General features: G+C 39.4%; 18 protein-coding genes, 5 tRNA genes and 3 rRNA genes. 1 reads left to right on the top strand and 25 read right to left on the bottom strand.

Annotation, left to right across the window (positions count from 1 at the left end):
- Positions 1-129: 129 nt before the first annotated feature.
- From ACQ4QH_RS02585 to ACQ4QH_RS02560, 6 genes are all read right to left on the bottom strand, one after another.
- Positions 130-999, bottom strand: a complete 870-nt coding sequence (locus ACQ4QH_RS02585) for a DNA/RNA non-specific endonuclease (protein WP_439819179.1) — start codon at positions 997-999, stop codon at positions 130-132.
- Between the two features lie 117 nt (positions 1000-1116).
- Entirely contained in the window at positions 1117-1788 is a 672-nt protein-coding gene (locus ACQ4QH_RS02580; RefSeq protein WP_439819178.1) for a histidine phosphatase family protein, read from the bottom strand.
- Between the two features lie 33 nt (positions 1789-1821).
- A complete protein-coding gene (locus tag ACQ4QH_RS02575) occupies positions 1822-2169 on the bottom strand; it encodes a DUF956 family protein (protein WP_439819177.1) in 348 nt (115 codons plus the stop codon).
- Between the two features lie 87 nt (positions 2170-2256).
- Positions 2257-3204: a PTS system mannose/fructose/sorbose family transporter subunit IID gene (locus tag ACQ4QH_RS02570; protein ID WP_439819176.1), complete on the bottom strand. Its 948-nt coding sequence runs from the start codon at positions 3202-3204 to the stop codon at positions 2257-2259.
- Between the two features lie 19 nt (positions 3205-3223).
- On the bottom strand, positions 3224-4021 hold the full coding sequence (locus ACQ4QH_RS02565; RefSeq protein ID WP_002827690.1) for a PTS mannose/fructose/sorbose transporter subunit IIC: 798 nt from the start codon (positions 4019-4021) through the stop codon (positions 3224-3226).
- A gap of 46 nt (positions 4022-4067) precedes the next feature.
- Positions 4068-5045 carry a mannose/fructose/sorbose PTS transporter subunit IIB gene (locus ACQ4QH_RS02560; protein WP_439819175.1) on the bottom strand — a complete coding sequence of 326 codons (978 nt, stop codon included), beginning with the start codon at positions 5043-5045 and terminating at the stop codon, positions 4068-4070.
- A 238-nt stretch (positions 5046-5283) separates the two neighbouring features.
- Between ACQ4QH_RS02560 and ACQ4QH_RS02555 the strand changes: the two genes are divergently transcribed.
- Positions 5284-8100: a YfhO family protein gene (locus ACQ4QH_RS02555; RefSeq protein ID WP_439819174.1), complete on the top strand. Its 2817-nt coding sequence runs from the start codon at positions 5284-5286 to the stop codon at positions 8098-8100.
- A 130-nt stretch (positions 8101-8230) separates the two neighbouring features.
- Here the strand turns inward: ACQ4QH_RS02555 and ACQ4QH_RS02550 are convergent, their stop codons facing one another.
- The 19 genes from ACQ4QH_RS02550 to ACQ4QH_RS02460 form a co-directional block, all read right to left on the bottom strand.
- Positions 8231-8533, bottom strand: coding sequence for a hypothetical protein (locus ACQ4QH_RS02550; RefSeq protein WP_439819173.1), 303 nt, complete (start codon positions 8531-8533; stop codon positions 8231-8233).
- A gap of 187 nt (positions 8534-8720) precedes the next feature.
- Positions 8721-8804, bottom strand: a tRNA-Leu gene (locus tag ACQ4QH_RS02545).
- 27 nt (positions 8805-8831) lie between these two features.
- A tRNA-His gene (locus ACQ4QH_RS02540) sits at positions 8832-8904 on the bottom strand.
- Between the two features lie 2 nt (positions 8905-8906).
- Positions 8907-8980: transfer RNA gene (locus ACQ4QH_RS02535), tRNA-Trp, on the bottom strand.
- 28 nt (positions 8981-9008) lie between these two features.
- A tRNA-Asp gene (locus ACQ4QH_RS02530) sits at positions 9009-9082 on the bottom strand.
- 2 nt (positions 9083-9084) lie between these two features.
- Positions 9085-9157, bottom strand: a tRNA-Val gene (locus tag ACQ4QH_RS02525).
- Between the two features lie 8 nt (positions 9158-9165).
- Positions 9166-9282 (bottom strand): 5S ribosomal RNA (gene rrf, locus ACQ4QH_RS02520).
- Between the two features lie 77 nt (positions 9283-9359).
- Positions 9360-12275, bottom strand: a 23S ribosomal RNA gene (locus tag ACQ4QH_RS02515).
- 248 nt (positions 12276-12523) lie between these two features.
- A 16S ribosomal RNA gene (locus tag ACQ4QH_RS02510) occupies positions 12524-14098 on the bottom strand.
- Together the 16S, 23S and 5S rRNA genes with 5 tRNA genes alongside form the textbook arrangement of a ribosomal RNA operon.
- A gap of 465 nt (positions 14099-14563) precedes the next feature.
- Complete coding sequence (locus ACQ4QH_RS02505) at positions 14564-16744, bottom strand: LTA synthase family protein (RefSeq protein WP_439819172.1); 2181 nt, start codon at positions 16742-16744, stop codon at positions 14564-14566.
- A gap of 111 nt (positions 16745-16855) precedes the next feature.
- On the bottom strand, positions 16856-17110 hold the full coding sequence (locus tag ACQ4QH_RS02500; RefSeq protein ID WP_439819171.1) for a DUF1797 family protein: 255 nt from the start codon (positions 17108-17110) through the stop codon (positions 16856-16858).
- A gap of 10 nt (positions 17111-17120) precedes the next feature.
- The gene (locus ACQ4QH_RS02495) at positions 17121-18122 is read right to left on the bottom strand and encodes a lysylphosphatidylglycerol synthase transmembrane domain-containing protein (RefSeq protein WP_439819170.1); all 1002 of its coding nucleotides are present in this window, start codon (positions 18120-18122) and stop codon (positions 17121-17123) included.
- A complete protein-coding gene (locus ACQ4QH_RS02490; RefSeq protein ID WP_439819169.1) occupies positions 18119-19159 on the bottom strand; it encodes a glycosyltransferase family 4 protein in 1041 nt (346 codons plus the stop codon). Before ACQ4QH_RS02490 ends, ACQ4QH_RS02495 begins: the two co-directional genes overlap by 4 nt.
- Positions 19156-20403 carry a glycosyltransferase gene (locus tag ACQ4QH_RS02485; protein WP_439819168.1) on the bottom strand — a complete coding sequence of 416 codons (1248 nt, stop codon included), beginning with the start codon at positions 20401-20403 and terminating at the stop codon, positions 19156-19158. The genes ACQ4QH_RS02490 and ACQ4QH_RS02485 overlap by 4 nt, the downstream gene beginning before the upstream one ends.
- A 151-nt stretch (positions 20404-20554) precedes the next feature.
- Positions 20555-20869, bottom strand: coding sequence for a hypothetical protein (locus tag ACQ4QH_RS02480; protein ID WP_002828879.1), 315 nt, complete (start codon positions 20867-20869; stop codon positions 20555-20557).
- The gene (gene glmM, locus ACQ4QH_RS02475) at positions 20869-22227 is read right to left on the bottom strand and encodes a phosphoglucosamine mutase (RefSeq protein ID WP_439819167.1); all 1359 of its coding nucleotides are present in this window, start codon (positions 22225-22227) and stop codon (positions 20869-20871) included. The genes ACQ4QH_RS02480 and glmM overlap by 1 nt, the downstream gene beginning before the upstream one ends.
- Positions 22228-22237: 10 nt before the next feature.
- Positions 22238-23209 (bottom strand): CdaR family protein, encoded by a 972-nt coding sequence (locus ACQ4QH_RS02470; RefSeq protein ID WP_439819166.1) that lies wholly within the window; start codon positions 23207-23209, stop codon positions 22238-22240.
- A gap of 1 nt (position 23210) precedes the next feature.
- Positions 23211-24044, bottom strand: coding sequence for a diadenylate cyclase CdaA (gene cdaA / locus ACQ4QH_RS02465; protein ID WP_002828882.1), 834 nt, complete (start codon positions 24042-24044; stop codon positions 23211-23213).
- A gap of 8 nt (positions 24045-24052) precedes the next feature.
- Positions 24053-26110, bottom strand: coding sequence for a Na+/H+ antiporter (locus ACQ4QH_RS02460; RefSeq protein WP_439819165.1), 2058 nt, complete (start codon positions 26108-26110; stop codon positions 24053-24055).
- Positions 26111-26117 lie beyond the last annotated feature (7 nt).

The raw sequence follows: 26117 nt of genomic DNA, 5'->3' as shown, positions 1-26117 counted from the left end.
CAAAATCATCAGATTCACAAGCTATATTTCACAAACTCTTTAGATCGATTTTACGATTTTTCACGCTATTTGACATAGAGCCAATTAAAATAGTTAAACCAATGGCTCTATTGTATATACATCTTTAAATTATTTAACCACTGCACTTTCACCAGTAGCATAATCTATTTTTACACCAGGTTCCACATTAGGGATAAAAACATTAAACTGTAACTTCCCATCTTTGGATTTTGCTTCCATATGATTTCCTGATGGTACCAAATCATCACCAACATAGATAGGCGTGACTCGATATCGCACCATTCGATTACTATCTAAAGCTTTTCGAACAAGCGTTTCATAATAGTTTTGTCCTGTATTTTCAGGATTACCATTTGATGCTTGATTAGCCCATGCTGTTTGTGTGGCTATATTCTGTGCATTGGCTTCTGATGGATCAAATGACCTTATACTACCTGCCAGAGCATAACCGATTAAATGACCTCGATTATAAAGGGTATTATATCGACCGCCAATCATAGATTGATGCCATCCCACAGGGTCAATAGTTTTAGCATTGCCCGTATCAGATCTAGATTGATACTCACGGCTGCTTCTATTTAAAAATGCATCTGCCCTTCCTGGCCGACCAAGACTATCTTGTTGTGCTAATTGCACATAAGGCGCAACGTTTACTGTAGCATTCAAATTCGTCTGATTATCGTTAACTATATATGCTCCCGCAGAATTAAACGAGACTTTATTAGCATTTAATTGCCTGACAACCTCATCTGTTAATACCGTTTTAGCTAATGACTCACTTGGATGAGTATCAGATACTGTGCCATAATCAACACCATCTTTAACATTCACTGTCCTTTTTACACTCGATGATGAAGATGTTTGCTGATTTGAATGATCAGTTTGATCATCAATATTTATTAGCCCTGTTTGCTGTAAAAATAAAAGACCCACAATAACAACTGCAGCTCCAATTGGTATATTTTTCTTACGGCCCATTATATTGCCTCCTTTTATGACGTCAATAAGTATATCATGTCATAGAGAGTTATTCCGTATGTAATTAAAAAATGCAGAACATCTAACTGACATTCTGCATCTTCATTTCTTTAAAAATTAATCTTTTACTGGCTCATTATTATATGTAAGAATTGTCAAGCCATCCTTGTTCAATTCCATTTGAGAAATCGACCCATTAGCAGGACGTTCATGAACTGCAATTTTACCCTCACCAAACCGATCAGCTAAAGAAATCAGTGAATTCCCATGGCTAATCAATAATACGTTATCACCATCATCTAATACTGGATTAGTCAATATTCGTTTAAAACCGGCTAAGACACGTTGCCAATATTCTTCACTATTTTCCGCATCATGCCATGGATCAGCTTCTTTTAATAAATCTTTCGTTTTATCAACATCATATTTATCCACAATTTCTGAATAAGTCCGCAAACCTACTGGCGCTCCGGCACTTGTCCAAGCAGCATCCATATTGGTACCTTCAAAGCTACCATAAAACTCTTCACGAAATTTAGCATCTGTAATTAAACTAACTTCTCGACTATTTTTGTTTTCCTCTAGAATAATTTTTGCGGTATCCATTGCTCTAGTTGTATCAGAACTATAAGCTGCCTTAAAATGCACCTGAGATAGTTTTTGACCAGCTTGATGTGCATCTTGAATACCAGAGGCGACTAATGGTGAATTTCCCCAACCTTGTAACTTATTATAACGATTAAAGTACGTCTTGCCATGACGCACCACATACAAATGTAAAGTTTTCATTGCTCATCCCTCCCTTGCTCATTTTAGCACAAATCACTTGCGTTTACGTTCCATAACCCCTTTACGACGCATAATTTGTTCAGGCTTTAACTGGTCTCGGAATACATTGACGGCTTGTTTCGCCTTACCACCAACAAATTCAAATGTCTTACCATCGGTAGTCGTAACAAAAAAACCACGATAGTAAAATTTTAAAATAATTTCCATACTGATTGATTTAACGCTTTTCCAGGGTATTTGAATATATCCTCCGCGTGTATTTGCTCGGAATTCCATGCCACGATCACCATAATACATTTTTCCCTGTTGAATATTAACTGGTGACATCATCGCATTTGCGTTTCCTGATAATAATATTTTTGAATTTAATGCCTGAGCCATTATCATTCTCCTATTTTATATAAAAAAAGATGGGCCAGCATTATCGCTGCCTCATCTTTCATTTTAACAAATTTCTTTCAAATTGTATTATGCCATGATACCAAAGGCGTATGCCAAGATACCAACAATGAACAATCCAAAGATAATTGTGATTGGTGATACGCGCTTACGTAGCATCCACAAAACAATAAACATTAACAACAATGGTGCCAAACCAGGCAACAATTGATCCAATGTATCTTGCAAAGTTGTTACTTTGTAGGCAGAAAGTGATTGACCACCTTGAATTTGACTAACAACATCAGCAATCTTTGAGGCAGAAACATCACCGCCATTAATAGCTTTTGCTAAGCCAGGAATATCAGCAGCGGCACCATCTTGTACCTTAACCTTTGACATAACAACTGGGAAGTTCATCGTTGTCCAACGAGGAACCAAAACACCCATGATGAACATACCCAAGATTGAAGCACCAGTGGTAATTTTTTGCATGGCACCACCAGCCAAATCTTGCGTAATGTTTGTACCTTCTTTATAACCTAATTGTTGTGTGTACCATAGGAACAACATACGAATCAAGTTCCAAACAACGAAGAAGATAATTGGACCCAAAACTGATCCACCTTGCGCCATACCAGCGGCAAACGCTCCAAGAACGGGACGCATTGTTCCCCAGAAAATAGGGTCTCCAACACCAGCCAAAGGTCCCATCATTCCGACCTTAACACCGTTTATGGCTTCATCATTAATTTCTGCACCATTAGCACGTTGCTCTTCCATAGCAAGCTCAACACCCAAGATTGGTGAAGCCACATATGGATGTGTATTAAAGAATTCCAAGTGACGCTTCATAGCATCAGCACGGTCTTCCTTCGTCTTGTACAAACGACGGATACCAGGAATCATTGCGAATGCCCAACCAACGTTCTGCATACGTTCATAATTCCATGAAGCTTGCAAGAAAGTTGAACGCCACCAAGTATTAACAAGATCACCCTTAGTCAAGTGAACTTCGACTTTTTCATTTTCACTCATGATGTACTATCCTCCAAGCTTAGTAATTATCTAAAATGGCGTCGATTGGATCACCATTTGAACTGTTTGAACCACCCTTGCCTGAGCCACCATTAAACTTTGGTGACAATTGTAGGTAGATCAAGGCCAATACAAGACCAATCATACCCATGGCAATCAAGTTCAATTCTGTAACAGCTGACAATGCAAATCCTAAGAAGAAGAATGGCCAAAGTTCGGCAGTTGCCATCATGTTAATAACCATGGCGTATCCAACAACAACGATGAATCCACCAGCAACAGCCAATCCCTTTGTAATTACATCTGGAATTGCGTTCAAAGCATCATTAACTGGGCCAGCACCAACAGCCATAACAATAATCACTGGAATTGTGATACGCAAACCTTGGATAATCAAGGCTGTCCAGTGAATTGCTTCAACTCCACGTAGGCTACCCTTTTCAGCTTGCTTATCAGCAACGTGTGCCAAGGCAACCGTAATTGTACGAACACCAATAGTCAAAACTTGACCAGCAACAGCCAAAGGAATAGCAATCGCCATACCAGTATCAACACTAACTTGTGCTGGACCGGTTACAAGATATGCTGAAACAGCCGATGCCAAAGCCGCATCCGGTGCAACAGCGGCACCAATGTTCATCCAACCTAGGGCAAGCATTTGCAACGTTCCACCAAGGATAATTCCTTCAGTTAAGTGGCCATTAGCTAACCCAATTAGAGTTGCAGCAACTAATGGTTGGTGGAATTGGAACTCATCTAAAATTCCATCCATTCCAGCTAGGAATGCAAATAGAACTACGAAAAACGCTGAAATCATGCGTTATCCTCCCGAATAATTTCTCTACTATTTAATTAATAACAAATTATGACTTCTTTAATAAGTCAAAAACATCTTTACTTTGATCAGCTGGCACTTTACGAACATCGAAAGTGATACCATTATCACGTAAGTATTCTAATGTCTTTACATCTTCATCATCAACAGCAACCGCATTAGTTAACATGCGCTTACCTTCTGAATGAGACATTGAACCAATGTTAACTTTTCCTAATTTAACACCGCCCTCAACTGCTTTAGCAACATCTTGTGGCGTTTCAAACAATAGCAAAGCCTTCACTGAAGTAAAGCGTGGATCATCCCAGATATCCACTAATTTTTGAATAGGAACAACATTAACCTTTACACCAACTGGTGCTGCTTGAACAAGCAATGTCTTACGTAGTTCATCTTTTGACACACCATCCGAAACAACAATAATACGGTTTGGTGACACAGACTTTGTCCATGCTGTTGCCACTTGTCCATGTAATAGACGTGAGTCAATACGTGCTAAACGAACATCCATTGTTGCAGAACCAGAATGGATAACCTTATTGATATCTCCAGCCTCAACAACTGGTTGATCGTCTTCTGCAGAATCGGCAGCGACTGGTGCTGGTTCTTCAGTTTCTGGTAAGGTTTTTACACCATCTCGTGCAACTGGCATCAAATAACTTGCAATTTCAGCAGCTGTTTCCATTGTGAAACGGGCCCCATAAGCCTCTACTAACATTGGTAAGTTTAAACCTGTGATGATGGCCATACGGTCCTCATGCAAGGCTTGAATACGAGATGCAGCGTTAAACGGTGATCCACCCCACAAATCAACGAGGAACAATACTTGTCCCTCAGGTTCAAATGTTGCAAGAGCATCCTCAAACTTCTTCATCAAATCTTCTGGACCTTCGTTGGGCATGAATGTTACAACTTGAACATTCTCTTGCTCACCAAAAATCATCTGACCTGACTGTCGGATACCCGCAGCAAATTCACCATGACTAGCAATAATGAAATTTACCATAATTGCCACGCTCCTTATTTATATAATAATTCCAAAGTACAAAGATAACATGTACTTGTGTAATTATAGACTATCTTTCACAATCTGTAAACGGTTACACACTTACTTTAAATTATTTATTTTTCTAATTACTATTTTGGTTCTTATCATACTGAAACACTTCTGAGATTTCCAATTTAAACTTTCTAAACAACTGAAAATGCTATAATACGTTGATAGTCTTTTGGAGGTATGAAATATGCAATCCCGGTCGAAATGGTCTATACGACCAATTATCACCTATACAATGCTGTTTGTAATTTTATCAATAGTTATTTTTGCCCCTTACTACTTCACAGATACGTCTCTAATTTGGCAATCAGATGGTATTGCACAACATTTTCCAGCATTAGTGCGTTGGCAAGAAGATTTAAAAAATATTATTCAGCATCACACGCTGCCAACAAGTTGGCAATGGCATATTGGTTTGGGAGCAGACTATTATCAAACTTTTTCTTATTATACTTTAGGCGATGTATTTAGTTACGGCGCTGCCTTTATCTCTAAGGCCCATCTAATCACTTATTATAATTTTATGATCATTGTGCGACTTTATTTAGCCGGTATTTCATTCTTAGTTGCCGCACAATATTGGTTTAAAAACCGTCCAACATGGCACTATCAAATTGCCGTATTTGGCTATGTTTTTTCTGGATACACCGCATTCTCAGCATTTGAGCATCCTTTTTTTATTAATCCATTAATTATTTTCCCACTACTTGTCCTTGCATTAAATATCGCTTTATCTAAACAAAAATATACCTTCTTAACAGTGATGATTTTCTGGACATTATGGAATAATTTTTATTTTGCCTTTATGTTAATGATTGGTCTAGCTATTTATTGGATTGGCTATCAAATTCAAAATCATACTTGGTCGAACTGGTTGGCACATATTAAGCTTATGTTTTCTGGTCTGCTTGCTACTTTGCTTGCTGCACCATTACTTTTTCCTAGCATTTATGCCGTACTCACTTCTGCACGCTCAAATAGTCAAATTGCTAATGGACTATTTTTTTATCCCGCCTACTATTTTTTTGCATTGCCAGGTAATTTAATTGCTAATCAAACCACACCTTCTTTTTGGCTAACAGGTGGCTTTACAGCCATTAGCATCATGGCATTAATATTTGGTTTGCGACGTTGGCATCAATATCAACTCTTTAATTATTTATGGTTAATCTGCTTAATCGGCTTATGCTTTCCGATATTTGCGGCAATTCTAAATGGTGGTTCTTCACCATCTAATCGCTGGATATTCCTATTGTCATTACCAATTAGCTGTATGGTTTTACATCTGATTAATCAGTTAGATGCTTTAACTAAACGCGATTATTTTTGGTTCTTTATTACTGGTCTAATTTCCGGACTGTCTTTATTCGTTATCAGTAATTTTAATTTAAATAGTCGCTATGGTATGATGATTGCTCTTTATTTTGCTTCATTAGCTTTAATTTGGACGATACAATCAAATACCACCCTTAAACCGGTGTGGTTAGTTCTATTAATTATCATTAATTCATTTTTCTTAGTAACTCGTAATCATACAAGTAACACAAATCCAAACGCAACAGATTTATTACCCAATAACGTAGTTAAGCAATTGATGAATCAACAAAAAAATTATTCAAATACCGATTCAAACCAAGTTATACGATCTTATGTTGATAATCAATTAAATAACGCAACTGGTATTGCTCCGGCAACAAACCTGCCGCTTCTAAGCACTTTGAATAATGTTGAAAGCTACTGGTCATTGCAGAATGGTTCAATTAGTAAAGGATTAAGTGCATTTGCTATCAATTCAGCTAACCCTAATGACATCACAGGCAATCTTGATTCTCGTAATGTGCTTAGTAACGTATTAGGTGTCTCAAAACGATTTGAAAATCCAGATACTTTAACACCGAACTCATACCAAACCCAAACTAATCAAATTGTTAATGGACAGTCAGTTAACCAATCAAAAAATGCATATCCATTATTGTATTTTCCAAAATACTATCTTAGTAAAAAATACTATGATACATTGTCACCGACTGAAAAAGAAGCTACCCTGGCAGACAGTGTGGTTATAGCTAATCATTCGTCTACCAAAAAATCAAAATTTGGTGAACAGGTCGCTACTGGCAAAATTAGAACTGATTTAACAAAAAAAGCAAAGAAAATACAGCATATCACTTATAAAACAAATGCAGATTGGTTACCTACTGGATTTTATCTTAGCCCTTCTAAAACGTTAAAAGGTACAGAATTGCATTTAGAAATATCAAACTTACATTTTAAACCATATACGTTGCAACAACAGCAACGTGTCGCTCTGAATCAATATCGATATAAACATGACCAAAATGCAAGAAATGCACAAAAATTAATTGATCGTCAATACAATAGTCAAGCATTTACTTGGAACTGGTATAAAACACACTTTAGCAGTATGGGTAAGGAAACTGGTAATTATATTATATCAACTGCCTACAATGATAAAGTAAATACGTTTACTCAAACTGGACAGTCAAATTTATCATTTTATAATCCACAAACTACTATTACAATGAATCTTGGACAGGCTAGTGACATAAATAAGGAAACCTTTATTCCACTTACTTTTAATAAAGTTGGGCAATATGACTTTGATGTGCAAATTAAAGCAATTCCCACTGACAATCGGTTTAATAAAGTTGCAAAACAAATTAAAACTACGGCCCCAAGTTACAAAACTGGAGTTAATAGATTAACTGCATCAGTTACTGTTAACAAGCCTAAAATACTTGCAACCACTATTCCTTATAGCAATGGTTGGACAATCAAAGGAAGTCATTCTAATTTAATTAAACTTGGCAGTGGGTTTATTGGTATTCCACTATCTGCGGGTAAAAATAATATAAGGCTCTACTATCACACTCCTGGTAGTCATATTGGTAAAATAAGTTTTCTGCTTGGCATTATTATTTGCTGTTTAGCTCTGTCTATAAATCTTTTTAAGACACTACAAATTAATCAACAATATAAATAATTTTTACATGTAAAAAGCTCTGAACGAACCCTGTAAGTTGGTATAATTTCCAAAACTTACAAGGTTCAATTCAGAGCTTTTTATACATTATTCGTAACCATTGCTAAGATACACATAAAGTAACAACTTACTACAATTCTTCAGAAGCAAACCATTCTGCAATACTAACCCACTGATTACTTTTTTTATTTTTAATCTCATAACTTGTAATATCATACAATGTCCTACGATCGCCATCTAAAGGTGACCAATAGGTTTCATCTGCACGATGAATGACATCCCATTGTGTATAGTTCTTTTCTGCTCCTGATTCATCACGTACCAGAAATCCCTCCTTTAATGAGATATTTTTTTCACCAACTTGTGGACCATCCACACCAAAATCTATCATTAATTGTTGATGAGTATCACTAGTAATTGGACTATGTGCCATATTTATATCCCCTTCGATTAAAATTCATACTACGTTAGTATGACACTTATTTTCTTTTTCTTCTATATTGTTCAACTAATTATAAACCAAAATTTTTTAAACACTTTGCAATTTATTTTTCTATCTAATAGAATAACAAAATAAAACCCTAGAAATTCTTAAATTGAAGAATTCCTAGGGTTTGTTATGCCGTCGATGGGGGTCGAACCCATACTCCCTTGCGGGAACTGGATTTTGAGTCCAGCGCGTCTGCCAATTCCGCCACAACGGCATCATATTAAATATTACATCAATTCAGGGCGGTAGATGGGGATCGAACCCACGCGTGCCGGAACCACAAACCGGTGTGTTAACCACTTCACCACTACCGCCATGGCAGGGGTAGAGGGAATCGAACCCCCGCCGACGGTTTTGGAGACCGTTGTTCTACCGCTAAACTATACCCCTATAATGTGATGTAATACTTAATTTGAAACGGTCACAACGGGATTCGAACCCGTGATCTTTCGCGTGACAGGCGAACGTCATAACCAACTAGACCATGCGACCAATGGACGTTACAGGGATCGAACCTGTGACCCCCTGCTTGTAAGGCAGGTGCTCTCCCAGCTGAGCTAAACGTCCATTATAATGCATCGCGATGTCCTATCCTCGCAGGAGGCGATCCTCCAACTACTTTTGGCGCTACTGAGCTTAACTACTGTGTTCGGTATGGGAACAGGTGTGACCTCAGTGCCATCATCACGACACGTTTTTTATTGAGTGAACTTAGTTCCCTCAAAACTGAATCATAATTGCGCTTTTCTTGCCTTACACCACTTGCTACTTGGTTAAGTCCTCGAACCATTAGTACTAGTCCGCTCCATGCGTCACCGCACGTCCACTTCTAGCCTATCTACCTCATCATCTCTGAGGGGTCTTACTTCATTTCTGAATGGGAAATCTCATCTCGAGGCGAGTTTCACACTTAGATGCTTTCAGCGTTTATCTCATCCGTACATAGCTACTCAGCGATGCTCCTGGCGGAACAACTGATACACCAGTGGTACGTCCACCCCGGTCCTCTCGTACTAAGGGCAGCTCCTCTCAAATTTCCTACGCCCGCGACGGATAGGGACCGAACTGTCTCACGACGTTCTGAACCCAGCTCGCGTACCGCTTTAATGGGCGAACAGCCCAACCCTTGGGACCGACTACAGCCCCAGGATGCGATGAGCCGACATCGAGGTGCCAAACCTCCCCGTCGATGTGGACTCTTGGGGGAGATAAGCCTGTTATCCCCAGGGTAGCTTTTGTCCGTTGAGCGATGGCCCTTCCATGCGGAACCACCGGATCACTAAGCCCTACTTTCGTACCTGCTCGACTGGTAAGTCTCACAGTCAAGCTCCCTTGTGCCTTTACACTCTGCGAATGATTTCCAACCATTCTGAGGGAACCTTTGGGCGCCTCCGTTACCTTTTAGGAGGCGACCGCCCCAGTCAAACTGCCTGCCAGACACTGTCTTCCACCACGCTTAGTGGTGTGAGTTAGAGTGTTCATACAACGAGGGTAGTATCCCACGTTTGCCTCCATCGAAACTAGCGTCCCGATTTCTACGGCTCCTACCTATGCTGTACAAGCTGCACAAACACTCAATATCAAGCTACAGTAAAGCTCCATGGGGTCTTTCCGTCCTGTCGCGGGTAACCCGCATCTTCACGGGTCTTTAAATTTCACCGAGTCTCTCGTTGAGACAGCGCCCAGATCGTTACGCCTTTCGTGCGGGTCGGAACTTACCCGACAAGGAATTTCGCTACCTTAGGACCGTTATAGTTACGGCCGCCGTTTACTGGGGCTTCAATTCGTACCTTCGCCGAAGCTAAGCACTCCTTTTAACCTTCCAGCACCGGGCAGGCGTCAGCCCCTATACGTCATCTTACGATTTTGCAGAAACCTGTGTTTTTGATAAACAGTCGCCTGGGCCTATTCACTGCGGCTCAGCTTGCGCTGAGCACCCCTTCTCCCGAAGTTACGGGGTCATTTTGCCGAGTTCCTTAACGAGAGTTCACTCGCTCACCTTAGGATGCTCTCCTCGACTACCTGTGTCGGTTTGCGGTACGGGCAGGTAAACACTAACTAGAAGCTTTTCTCGGCAGCGTGACATCACAGACTTCCCTACTTTATTTCGGTCCCCATCACAACTTGTCCGTATAAGTGCAAGCATTTGACTCACACTAAGACTTGTTGCTTGGCCCAGCATTTCCAGCCGCTGGGTTCTGTTAGCCTTCTGCGTCCCTCCATCGTTCAAACATGTTCACCTGGTACAGGAATCTCAACCTGTTAGCCATCGACTACGCCTTTCGGCCTCGCCTTAGGTCCCGACTAACCCTGGGAGGACGAGCCTTCCCCAGGAAACCTTAGTCATACGGTGGACAGGATTCTCACCTGTCTTTCGCTACTCATACCGGCATTCTCACTTCTAAGCGCTCCACCAGTCCTCACGGTCTGACTTCATTGCCCTTAGAACGCTCTCCTATCGCGCCACTAATGTGGCACCCGTAGTTTCGGTGGTGTGTTTAGCCCCGGTACATTTTCGGCGCAGAATCACTCGACTAGTGAGCTATTACGCACTCTTTAAATGGTGGCTGCTTCTGAGCCAACATCCTAGTTGTCTATGCAACTTCACATCCTTTTCCACTTAACACACACTTAGGGACCTTAACTGACGATCTGGGCTGTTCCCCTTTCGACAATGGATCTTATCACTCACTGTCTGACTCCCGGACATACGTGATTGGCATTCGGAGTTTATCTTAATTTAGTAACCCGAGATGGGCCCCGCACCAAAACAGTGCTCTACCTCCAACACGCTATCTTCCGAGGCTAGCCCTAAAGCTATTTCGGAGAGAACCAGCTATCTCCAAGTTCGATTGGAATTTCACCGCTACCCACACCTCATCCCAACATTTTTCAACATGTACGGGTTCGGGCCTCCAGTGCGTTTTACCGCACCTTCACCCTGGACATGGGTAGGTCACCTGGTTTCGGGTCTACAACAACATACTAAAACGCCCATTTCAGACTCGCTTTCGCTACGGCTCCGGTCTTTCCACCTTAACCTTGCATGGTATCGTAACTCGCCGGTTCATTCTACAAAAGGCACGCTATCACCCATTAACGGGCTCTAACTTGTTGTAGGCACATGGTTTCAGGAACTTTTTCACTCCCCTTCCGGGGTGCTTTTCACCTTTCCCTCACGGTACTGGTTCACTATCGGTCACTAGGGAGTATTTAGCCTTACGAGATGGTCCTCGCAGTTTCCGACCGGATTTCACGTGTCCGGCCGTACTCAGGATCCTACACGGGAGTTTGCTTACTTTCGCATACGGGGCTATCACCCTGTTTCGCTCAGCTTCCCAGCTGATTCTGCTAATAAACAAATTTGTAACTCCACAACGGTAGTCCTACAACCCCAGAGTGCAAGCACTCTGGTTTGGGCTCCTCCGCGTTCGCTCGCCGCTACTGACGGAATCGATTTTTCTTTCTTCTCCTGTTGCTAATGAGATGTTTCAGTTCACAACGTCTACCTTCGTCTAACTATGTATTCATTAAACGATAACTTGCATCACAAGTTGGGTTCCCCCATTCGGAAATCCCCGGATCACAGCTTACTTACAGCTCCCCGAGGCATATCGGTGTTAGTCCCGTCCTTCATCGGCTCCTAGTGCCAAGGCATTCACCATGCGCCCTTAATAACTTAACCGATCAACTTTCGTTGATGATTTCGTTTGAGTATTGTGACTCAATGGTCACAAGCGATTTTAAACTTATTTAAAAAACTCAAAAAATTACGCGGTGTATTTTTTCGGCTCAATTTAATTGATTTGATCAATTATAATGAATTTAAAAATTTACAATTATGATTCAGTTTTCAAAGAACTAATGCTGAGTGTTAACCACTCAAAACTAAATATCGTTTCGTTGAATGTGTAGGTTTCCGATTTTCCTTAGAAAGGAGGTGATCCAGCCGCAGGTTCTCCTACGGCTACCTTGTTACGACTTCACCCTAATCATCTGTCCCACCTTAGACGGCTGGCTCCTAAAAGGTTACCCCACCGGCTTTGGGTGTTACAAACTCTCATGGTGTGACGGGCGGTGTGTACAAGACCCGGGAACGTATTCACCGCGGCGTGCTGATCCGCGATTACTAGCGATTCCGACTTCATGTAGGCGAGTTGCAGCCTACAATCCGAACTGAGACATACTTTAAGAGATTAGCGCACCCTCGCGGGTTGGCGACTCGTTGTATATGCCATTGTAGCACGTGTGTAGCCCAGGTCATAAGGGGCATGATGATTTGACGTCATCCCCACCTTCCTCCGGTTTGTCACCGGCAGTCTCACTAGAGTGCCCAACTGAATGCTGGCAACTAATAATAAGGGTTGCGCTCGTTGCGGGACTTAACCCAACATCTCACGACACGAGCTGACGACAACCATGCACCACCTGTCACCTTGTCCCCGAAGGGAACGTCCTATTTCTAGGATTAGCAAGGGATGTCAAGACCTGGTAAGGTTCTTCGCGTTGCTTCGAATTAAACCACATGCTCCACCGCTTGTGCGGGTCCCCGTCAATTCCTTTGAGTTTCAACCTTGCGGTCGTACTCCCCAGGCGGAGTGCTTAATGCGTTAGCTGCGACACTCAAGGGCGGAAACCCTCGAACATCTAGCACTCATCGTTTACGGTGTGGACTACCAGGGTATCTAATCCTGTTTGCTACCCACACTTTCGAGCCTCAACGTCAGTTACAGTCCAGAAAGCCGCCTTCGCCACTGGTGTTCTTCCATATATCTACGCATTTCACCGCTACACATGGAGTTCCACTTTCCTCTACTGCACTCAAGTCATCCAGTTTCCAAAGCCATTCCTCAGTTGAGCTGAGGGCTTTCACTTCAGACTTAAATAACCGTCTGCGCTCGCTTTACGCCCAATAAATCCGGATAACGCTTGGAACATACGTATTACCGCGGCTGCTGGCACGTATTTAGCCGTTCCTTTCTGGTAAGATACCGTCACACACTGAACAGTTACTCTCAGTGCCGTTCTTCTCTTATAACAGTGTTTTACGAGCCGAAACCCTTCATCACACACGCGGCGTTGCTCCATCAGGCTTGCGCCCATTGTGGAAGATTCCCTACTGCTGCCTCCCGTAGGAGTATGGGCCGTGTCTCAGTCCCATTGTGGCCGATCAGTCTCTCAACTCGGCTATGCATCATTGCCTTGGTAAGCCGTTACCTTACCAACTAGCTAATGCACCGCGGGTCCATCTCTTAGTGATAGCAGAACCATCTTTCAACCAACAACCATGCGGTTGTTGGTATTATACGGTATTAGCACTTGTTTCCAAATGTTATCCCCTGCTAAGAGGTAGGTTACCCACGTGTTACTCACCCGTTCGCCACTCTTTGTCAGATAAAATCACATCAGAGCAAGCTCGTCAGATCAATTAAAGACAAAGCGTTCGACTTGCATGTATTAGGCACGCCGCCAGCGTTCATCCTGAGCCAGGATCAAACTCTCATTTTAAAAGTTTGAGTATAACTCAATTGTTGTTATTTGTTTAACAGAAGTTAAACGAATTTATTAGCGAATTGACTTCGCAAATGTTTTTGTATCAAGTAAATTACTTGATGACCCTACACATTTGTTTCATCGAAACGATATTCAGTTTTCAATGATCAACAGTCGTTGTCCTGTCGACAACTTAATTAAGTATACAGACATAATTTTTAAAAGTCAACAACTTTTTTATCATCATGATTTGTATATGCTCGGCTTTTTTAACCGCTCATATAATATACCTTAGAAAAGAACGTTCGTCAACAACAAGTTTTACCTTCTTTCTTACGAATATTTTTTACTTACCTTGCATTTACTTAAACGCCATAAATTAGTTACCAACATAGTCTAAAAAAGCTCACTGTAGCTTCCCTTTCTTAGGGAACTTACAGTGAGCTTCTCACTTATCAATAATAATTAACTTAAAGAAAACTATTGATTATCACTAGTATTAGATGATGAACTACTATCACTACTACTATTTTTATCATCTTGACTAGAAGACGTTGCTTCCTGAATAGTTTGTGGTTTTCCACCTAATTCTGGCGCATCAGTAATATAGTCTTTCAGTGTTGATTGATTATTATGCTTAGCTTTGACTGATGTTGGGTTATCTTTATTGGCTTTCTTCAATTGCTTCAATCCACTTGCCTTCTGGTATGAATAATCTTTGCGATTAACTTTCTTAAATCCTTCCGGTGTATAGAAACGTAGTAAGTCACCCGTTTGGACATCATCTGAATACGTTAGCATTTTATCAACATCCTTTTGAGTTGCATCAATAATTTGCTTAGCTCGTGGATCCTCTTTTGGATTAATCTTTGTACCAGTGGTCGTCACATAATAATTACCACCATATTTCATATATTCCGCAGAAACCCAGTCACCGTTTCTAAACGGTACTATCTGACGACGATTGGTTGCTAATAAATCTTGACCAAATTGAATATCGTTATCTGTTGAAACACCTAACAAGTGAAGCAATGTTGGCATCACATCGATTTCACCACCATAGGTGTGATTAATACCACCCTTCAATCCAGGTGCATGGACCATGAATGGTACTTTTTGCCAATTAGCTAGATCATAGTCAGATACACTATCTTTTCCTGTCAATTTTGCAATTGCTGCCTTATGGTTTTCTGAAATACCATAATGGTCACCATATAGGACAATCATTGAGTTATCGTATAATCCAGACTTTTTAAGCCAACTTAAAAATTCACCAAAGGATTGATCCAAATAACGGGCCGTTTGGACATATCCGTCAACCGTCTTGTCATTTGTCTTAGTTTTAGCAATGGAAGCATTTTGACTATCTAAATCATATGGATAATGATTTGTGACTGTAATAATCTTTGAATAAAACGGTTGTGGTAATTGTTCAAGATATTTCGAGGCATCCTTCAAGAAAATTTTATCCTTCATCCCATATCCTATATTATAATCTGCGTTATCTGCATTCTTATAATATGGCTTACTGAAGAAATAATCATACCCCCAAGACTTATACGTATTATCACGATTCCAGAAAGAAGCCACATCTCCGTGGAATGCTGCTGTCGTATATCCTTGTTGATCTAGAATAGCTGGCACAGCTTGATATGTGTTAGAAGTACCATAATTAACCATTGCTGATCCTGATGCCGTACCAAACAATCCTGTCTCAAGCATCATTTCTGCATCAGCTGTTTTACCTTGCCCCACTTCATTATAAAAATTATCAAATGACAAAGTGTTTTGATCATGATAAAACTTGTTTAAATTAGGCGTTACCTCAACACCATTAACTTTATAATCCATTAAAAATTGTTGGAATGACTCTAAATGAAAGACAATAACATTTTTGCCTTTTTCTTTACCAAAATAAGTCGCATTTTGTAAGGTTTTATTTCCCTTAACATAATTTTTGATCTTATTAAGGTCATCGGCTTTTGCATCTTTTTTAATATCCGCCGTTTGTTTTGTCTTAAAGATATTATATGCTGCATACTCATTTAAACCTAAGTATTTAACAATATAATTATTATCAAAAGTTCGAGTTAATAGACCAGAACGATCTTTGCTTGATATGCCGTATCCAACAAGCATCAAGACAATTCCGAATATAGTTGTCAAGGCAGCAAAGCGTTTCTGAACAACTTCTTTATCGAATTTAATGCGTTTAAAGACTAATAATAGCACTAAAATTATGATATCCAGAAATACTAGAAAATCAAATGGACTGATAATACCTGCAATTGATTTTCCTAAATTATTGTCAACTGAGCTACCTGAGTTCAGAATATTCACTGACAAAAAGTCTGAAAATTCTCGATAGTACAGCATATTGGCAAACAACCAAATTGACTGAATCAAATTTATTAGAATCATTAACCAATATGCAACTTTACCTCTAAAGTACAGTGCAATACTCAACAGTATAATCGCTGTTGGTAACGGATTAATGACTAGAATAAATTCTTGCAGGGTGCCTTGAACACCTAAAGAAAAACTCGTCTTGTATGCCCAGTAGGTCTTAAGCCATACTAAGAATACAGATAACAGGAAGAAGCCAACGGTATCGTTGAAATCTGGCCATTTTTTCTTAATGGCTAACATAACTCGTTGCATTTTATTATCTCCAAATTTTTTAATTATTTGTTATATTGAAAACAAATTACCAAATTCTGATTATCAACCTAACATTTTATAAAAGACACCATAAAAGTTTCTTATGATTCATTAAAATGATTCTCTAAACTCAGCTAAGGCCTCATAGATATCAATTGCTAGTAAGTCAACATCATCAAAAGCAAACCGATGTTGTTTTCTTTCAGTTGTTTCTAAAGCAAACATACCTGACATAGAATCATACAAAACGGTTACTACTGGCACTCCAAACACACTAAAATCACGCTGTTGGATCGTTGCCCGCTTGTCTTGGCGCATAGCCTGAATCCGTCGCACAATTTTACTTAAATCATTCTCTGCCAGCATAAACCTAACCTCACTGTTTTGATTTTATATTAAAGGCGATAATACCTGCGAACATCCCCAAGTAATAAGTAATGATTCGCCATAATGCCATCGCACAAACTAACAGCGCTGCATTTGGCAAAAACGTTGAAAATAGCATTGAAAAACCAATTTCAGCCCCACCTGTACCACCAGGAATTGGGAATAAAGAAATAACCATTACTATTAACACATGTAATGACATCACTAAAATGACATTAATTTGTGAAGCTCCCAATGCTAATAAAATGAAATATGGGATTAAATAATAGACTGTCAGTTGAACTAATGTCAAAACGATAGCTTTAAGTAATACCCACCAATCATGGCTCATTCGTATACTTTCTGAATGAAAATTTTTAATTTTTTCATTTACGACTTGTTGCCATGCCACTGCTTTATTTGGCTTTATCCATTTAATTGGCTTAAATACTATTTTGACCAGCGCTTTGGTTAAACCTGGCCAGTACATCACTAATAATAACGTAATTATCACAACTAGATGAATAATAAATCCTAAAATGACAAATACTGACCATGCCTTTAATTTATCGGCAATAAATTGGTATCCCACAACAATTGCAATGAAAAAATTAATAACAATCATTGCCTGATAAACCACAAATTTCATCAGCAAAATTGAGCCGGCTCGACCAGGATCAACGCCAGCTTGAATAAGTGTGATCAATTGCATGGGTTGTCCCCCTGCAGAAAATGGTGTTATCCCATTACCAAATTGTTCAACCAACGGAATACGAATAGCATCAGACCATGATAACTTCTCATGGGAATCATCCACGAAAACCTTCACAACAATTGATTCCAATAGTAAATAAACAGCCATTGCTAACAAGGCAACCAGCAGCCACCACCAATTGGCACCACGAAGATCCTGCACAAGTTGCACCATACTAACGTTACGAAATGACCAATAAAATATAGCTACGCCAGCAACCATCATTAGAACAAATACAATGCCATTTCGCCTTGTCATTGATGTCCCCCATCATTTTTGTCATTAACCTGATTCGTATAATAAGTGTCCCAAATTTTAGCAACATGGGTCGCTGAATAATATTCAGATGCAGCTAATGCTTGTTTTGCCATCTGTTTCTGTAGATCACTATCCGTTTCAAGCATATCAAGTTGTTTCTGCATCCCATCTCTATCAACAGCAGGTAAGTAATAACCATCAATAATTGCACGATATAAATCTAAATCGCGTAAAATTGTTGGCGTTCCTGTACTAAAGGCCTCTAAAGCTGACATCGGAAATAGTTCTGTATAACTCGGTAGCAAAAAAACATTGGCTGCATTATAATAATCATTCATCAATTTTCTATTCACTATACCGGGAAAAATCAAATTTTTAGGTGGATTGTCAACAACTTTTTTTAGTGTTTCGTAACCAGCCGTTATGGCCCCAAATGAGAATCCGCCAACCCACACAAATGTCCAGTCCGGATTATCTTTTGCTAACTGAATAAAATCTAGCACGCCTTTTCGAACTTGTACTTGTCCTACTCCTAACACCATGAATGTATTTTCAGGTAAGTCCAATTTTTTACGAATATTTATCTTCTGATTTGCCGGAACAGGAAAGAAATCGTCTTTGGAAACAAAATTAGGAATATAGGTGATCTTTTCTTTTGATACACCTAATGCCACTAATTTATCAATGAACACCGGATTAACTACTACAATTTTATCCATTCGTTTATAGAAGGTCATCACATACCAATAAAAAATCTTTTTAATCGGCCACCATAAATTAATTGAACCTTCTAGGGTTTCAGGTAGAAAATGTACATATCCGACTTTTTTACCCCTTCCTGGAAGAAATGTATTCAAAAAGAACCCAAAATTAATAGTATGGTAATGGCTGATATCAGTCTTTGACAAACTATTAAATTTTAGTTGGAATTTATCGGGAAACCTACTAGTTAATAAGTTAACTAGTTCCCGATAAGCTGAGCCAACGCCTTGACCGGGAACTGTTTCAGCTGCAGAGAACATTGTGATTCGAATCATTTATTATTTTTATGGAATGGCGTTCTAGACAAAAATGATTTTGCATACTCAAAATCATTACTATCAGCTTCTTCCATATCCTCCTCTTCATGGTACACAACTAGCGCCTCAGAGTAGAAATCTAACACTCGTTGTCCAAAAGTAACTTCATCAATGTCATGCAGCACTTTCTGCCGTACTGCTGGATTTCCTACTACTTGCTGCTGTTTTTTTGCATTTAAGTACATGATTAGTGGTGCCATTAGATCATAACTATCATCTGCAAGCGATCCAATATTTTTATCTAAAACAACTGTCTCTAAATAAGGACTACGAATTGCAACAACTGGCGTGTCAGCTGTCATCGCTTCAATAAATGTCAATCCTTGCGTTTCCGATACGGAAGCAGATAAGAAAACATCTGCTAATTTATAATAACCATAGACCTCTTGATGATCCACTTCCCCTGTAAAAATAACGTGATCCGCAATTTCTAATGATCGTACATGATCCTTTAAATCAGACATTGCTGGTCCGTCTCCAACAATTACAAACATAGCTTCAGGTACCTGTTCTAATACCTCTGCAAATATCGTTAATGCAGTATCAATATTCTTTTCAAAAGCCACACGTCCAAGTGATAGCACCACCGGTGTTTGACTACCTAATCCTAATTTTTCACGCAAATAAGCACTGGTATCATCTTGCTTTGAATGCTTTACACTAACACCAGTTGGAATAATCTCAATTGGTGCAGAAACTTTATATTTAGTTAACGTATCAAATGTTTGTTTAGACGGTGCAATTACGCCAGTCATTCCTGCCATGTAACTTCGTGCAATCACTGCTACACTAGCTGGCCGAATGATTTTCCCGTTAGCAACATAATGTAAATAATCTTCATAATTTGTATGAAAAGTGTGTACAACAGGTATTTTCAATTGTCTAGCAACTAATTTCCCCATTAAACCTAACGAGAATTCAGTCTGGGTATGTACAATGTCAAGTTCTAACTTCTTAGCGAGCTGAATTGCTTGAATAACACCACGATACGATAACCGCCGATCCTTAAATCCAATAAATGGAAAACTTGGAAAGCGATAGACATCAGGCTCTAAAACTTCCTTTGGCACATTTGGATCAGTTGAAGTAAAAATGTACACCCGATGCCCATGGTCAATAAGCTGTTGTCGGAGTGTCTGAATTGATGACACAACACCGGAAACTTGTGGCGCATATGTATCTGTAAATAATCCAATATTCATAACTGACCAACCTTTCACAAAATTACTTATTACTTATAATAACAAATTTCTATTTATAACGGAAAAAAAGCATGTAAAAAGAGCCATTAAATACCACCATTACACTTGAAAATTCCAAGGTATGATAGTACTTCTGACTCTTACATTAAAGTTAACTAACTTTATTTTCAGCTAAGATTTTTTCAACAACAGCATCCATCTCTGGCGTCCGTTGCCATTCAATATATTCTGAAATAGCAATTTTTGTTGGAATATCAAAATTCTCGTTAACAAATTTTTCATAACTAATAACATTCTTAGAGTGTGGAATGTTAATTTTTAAAATTCGAACTTTTTTTATCATTCCTTCTTCAACAGCATATTCTGCCTGTCCATTATGCAACAAATTGCCAATTTCCTTATACGTTGAGCCATCATTGCGTGTAATCTCTTCAATAATATCTAACGTCTGAAAATCTGCTGACATTACTCAACACCAACCTCTTGCTTAACAACTGTGACAATTCGATCAACATATTCATCGACAGATTCACGAGTAGGTGCTTCCGCCATAACACGTAATAAATTTTGTGTCCCTGAAGGTCGTACAAGAACACGTCCTTCATTGCCCATTTCAGATTCAACCTCGCTAATAATCTGCTTAATGGCTTCATTTGACAATGCCAATTTTTTATCTTGTACTTTAACATTCACCAGTTTTTGTGGATATACTGTCATTTCTGCGGCTAATTCAGATAATGGTTTATCCGCCTCTTGCATCACATGCAATAATTGTAGTGCCGTTAGCATACCATCACCTGTAGTTGCCCAATCTAAAAAGACAACGTGACCAGATTGTTCACCACCTAGGTTATAACCAGACTTGATCATTTCTTCAACAACGTAGCGATCACCGACTGCAGTTTTCACAGAGTTCAGTCCGTTATCGGACATTGCCTTATACATACCAATATTAGACATGACCGTTGTCACGATAGTATCTTGCTTTAAACGACCGTGTGAAGACATATATTTACCAACAATGAACATAATTTGATCACCATCAATAATCTGTCCCTTTTCATCGACGGCAATTAAACGATCACCATCACCATCAAATGCTAAACCAACTTGCGCTTCGTTTTCAAGCACAAACTTGGCTAATGCTTCTGGATGAGTTGAGCCGACGTTTTGGTTAATATTAATACCATCTGGTGATGTCCCCATCGTAACAAAATCAGCTCCCATATCTGCAAATAAATTAGCCACTAGACCTGAAGTGGCACCATTTGCTGCATCAATGGCCAGTTTCATACCATCCAAGTTACTAGGGATGGTCGTTTGCAAATATTCTAAGTATTTAGCCGTTCCCTCTTTAAAATCAGAAACAGATCCTAAACCTTCAGCTGCTGGGCGTGGCAATGTATCTTCTGGTGCATCGAGCAATGCTTCGATTTCGGCTTCCAGCTCATCTGATAACTTCATACCATCAGAACCAAAGAATTTAATGCCATTATCTTCTGCTGGATTATGTGATGCTGTAATTTGTGCACCGGCATCTGCCTTTTGTGCACGAACTAAATAAGCAACTCCCGGTGTAGAAATCACATCTAAACGTTGGATTTCAATACCAACAGAAAGTAAACCTGAAATTAGCGCATGCTCCAATAATGGACCTGACATTCTCGTATCACGTCCAACAAGCACACGTGGCCGATGATCTACTGCATGACGAGTTAGTACTGCTCCACCCATTCGGCCAAGACGAAATGCTAACTCAGGTGTCAATTCTTTATTGGCAATGCCCCGCACGCCATCTGTTCCAAAATAATGTAATTCAACCATAATTCTCTTTCTACTCCTTAGGAGTTATAACCACCGATACTGTCTTTGGGTCAACACTTTCAGCACCATCTGGCACATCAATCGTAACATCTTTTTGTGTTGCTGTCGTTACTCCCGATAAATCTACAACAGCCTGAACATTCTTTAATTTATTTAAGACATCTATATTTCCTTGCACAGCTACTTCGTTAACCGAGCCAGACAATGAAAATTCTGAAGCATTACCATTTTTAGTTTTCAAATTCAATGGTACTTGACGCGTACCATTACCTGTCTTGATTGGTATTTTAACTGTTGTAACTTGTGGTGATACAGCAACGTCTACTGGATTACCATTAGCATCTACTGCCTGTAACGTGACTTTTTGTCTAACAGTTTTTTTCGTATCTCGCTTCAATTGCACATCAGCGACAACACTATCTACAACATTAATTGCAGATTGACGTCCCATAATTTGAACGTTGTTGACTGACGTTGTTACCGTACCAACTGTGTAACCATCAGCAATCGCATCTTTGTTATAGTTTGTTTTCACTGAATAGTATGAAGAAGTACGCTTATACATGGTCAATGTTACTTTAGGTGTTTTCAGCTTATACGTCAAATCTTTATTTAACCCAGTAACCTTAAGACTAACGGTATGTGTCCCATCTGATAAATTCTTTAAATTTGCTGATACTTGAAAATTTTTCGTGTTTTTTGCCGCCGTAACTAATGCAGACGGTCCACTTATTGTCACAGCAACATTATCGGGCACACCGCTAATATAATAATCGTCTGTATTAATGCCAGAAAATTGAATAGGCACACTAACGGTTGCTGACTGTGATGATGTTATCTTGCCAATAGTAGATAGTTCATTAGTATTATTATTTGATCGACGAGTGGACGTCGTTGATTGTGAGTCAGTGTAAGCAGACATAAAGATGGCGACAGCTAATGTTAACAGACCATACACGATTTTATCAGTACGTCGTTTCATATTACTTATCTCCTCGCTTTAAGAATGATCTTAACTGCGTCCACCAAGATTGGTTAGCTACCTCATCTGATGTGACAAGTTGACGGGTAAGGTACTTTCGATAATCTTCACGTGATAATGACTGCATTAATTCTGAATTTCTAGTAATTGATACAGCACCCGTTTCTTCAGACACAACAATAGTTAATGCATCAGTAACTTCTGAAATTCCAACTGAAGCACGATGCCTTGTTCCCAATTCTTTAGGAATTGTTGCACTGTCCGACAATGGTAAGTAAGCTGCCGCAGTTGCTAATCGATTATCTTTCAGGATAACTGCTCCGTCATGTAATGGTGTATTCGGAATAAACGTATTAATCAAAAGCTGACTTGAAATTTCAGCATCAATTGGTATACCGGTCTCAATATATTCTTCCAATCCTGTCTCCATTTCAATTGAAATTAAAGCACCAATACGCCGCTTAGACATATATTGAATCGCATCATCGAGCTCATTGACTAGCCGCTTTTCAGATTGATAAGCTTGTTTTTGTCTGAACAAACCAGAACGACCGAGATGTTCAAGACCTCGTCGAATTTCAGGCTGAAAAACGATCACCAACGCGATGACTCCCCAATTAATAATTTGGTCAGTTACCCAAGAAATTGTCGCTAATCCAAAATACCAACTAACCACTTTTACTATGATAACAATTCCAACACCACGCAGTAAAGTGACCGCCTTGGTACCACGAATCAGCATCATCAATCGGTAAAGAACCCACCAGACAATGATGACATCAATGATACGCACAATGTTTATATTTTTTAATAATGCATCAATATCAAAATTCATACTAACTCCTACTCTTCCAAATTGGTCAACATGCCTGCTTCCGTAAAGTTAATATTTTGTCGAATGTTCATACTCGTCACATTCGAGATAAAGTGAGCCTCAGTTAAATGTTGTACCGCTTCACGTTGTGCATTCAAGCCAACTAATTCGAGTTCAATTTTTAAATTTTCAACATTTTGTACACCTTTACGACCATGACGTTCACGTTCCAAACGTGAACGATACATAATAATTAGATTATACGCTGCCGTTTGATCCAGGTGCGAATTTTGTGCTTCTTCTGTACTAATATATTTTGAGATTGCCGCAATTGCTTCTTTGGCAGATTCATGATGTGCTAATTCATACTCTGACATCAATGTGTCAGAAGAATCATCGCTTAACCAAACACGTACCATTCGGCCAAAACTCATTAAGAACCTACGAATCTGACGCCAAGTTCGCTTACCTCGATCATGAGTAACTAAATCATCCAATTCGGATTCTGCACGGTCAATTCGTCGACCTTCACTAGCAAAAACTAATGGTGTAATGCGCTCATCGACTAACAATCTTTGAATGGCACTACGTTCTGCTTCTAAAGCGATTTGCCGTAATGACATTTCCGCATTCAAAATTGGACTCAACTTGTCAGTTTTCATAAATTGCAATTGCAATTGGCGAATTTGAATTTGATAACGTTGAATTATTTCATAAACAACCGCCTGATTCGATTCTCGACGCCGTGCCTCAATTTCTCGCACGGCTGACTGTAAAACATAAACCCGTGCCCGTGGTTCTGACATATGTTGGGCTACCTTAGCTTGAGCCTTATTCTTACCAGGTGGTACCTGTGTTTTCTTTGTCCCACCAACTATTGGTAGAAACACGATGGCAACAATCAAAGATAAAATTATTGTGATAGCAGCAATAAATAGCATTAGTGCACGCTGTGGAAATGGTTGGCCACTATCCGTTATAAGTGGTACAGATAAAACTCCGGCCATTGTAACTGCACCGCGAACACCTGTTAGTCCAGATGTAATAGCAACTTGCCATGATGCAGTTTCATTTTTATGATTTTTCAAACGTACCCATTGTGTTACATAGGTCCAAATAACACGAATGCCAAAAATAATGAACCAAGTAATTACTGAATACAAAATAGCCATCGGTAATGATATGACTTTGCCTAAATGTGTTGCTAATGGAAATTCAATTCCCAAAATAACAAATATGTATCCATTTAATAGGTATCCAAAAACATTCCATGTATTAATCCCAATAACATGGAGTTCCCCTGTATAATCAACATCATGTTTGGTATGAATATTTAAAATAATTGCCGCAACGACAACAGCGATAACACCAGATGAATGAATTTCTTCAGCAATAATATAAACTAAGAAAGGTGTGAACAATTGGATCACAACTCTTAATGAGACATCATTAATGGCATGCGCAGATAACCAGTCACCAACCGCATTAATAAGAAATCCCATTAACGCTCCCACTAAAGTTCCTACAATTGAAACATATAAGAACTCACCTGTTGCATCCCAAAGCGAAAATGTCCCTGCTGTTGCAGCTGCAACAGCAAATTTAAATCCAACCAAACCACTGGCATCATTAATTAGGCTTTCTCCAGCCACTAAATGCATAATAGAAGGCGGCAATTTTGCTTCAGATGCAATGGCTGACACTGCTACCGGATCAGTCGGTGATAAAATAGCTGCAATCGCCAATGCTACAGGAAGTGGTAACTGTGGAATCATCCAATAAATCAAAAAGCCACCAACAATCGTTGTAATAAATACCAATAAGATTGCATTACCAAAAATAGGCCCTCGTAATTCCCATAGCTCTTTTTTAGGAAATCGCCACGCGTCTGAATAAAGCAACGGGGCAATAAATAAAAGTAAAAACCATTCTGTATCAAGTTGAATTTCAACATTAAAAAATATAGCCACAAGTAATCCTAATCCAATTTGGATTAAACCGACTGGTATCTTTTTCAGAAAGTTACCCAATACGTTGCCTAACACGACTAAAAAGGTTAGACCAACAACGGTTTGCAGTAGAACCATACACACA

This window comes from Weissella paramesenteroides, from assembly GCF_051903945.1.
GTDB lineage: Bacteria > Bacillota > Bacilli > Lactobacillales > Lactobacillaceae > Weissella > Weissella paramesenteroides_A.
The sequence above is the reverse complement of the archived record's forward strand: the minus strand, read 5'-3'. Positions and strand labels throughout refer to the sequence as shown.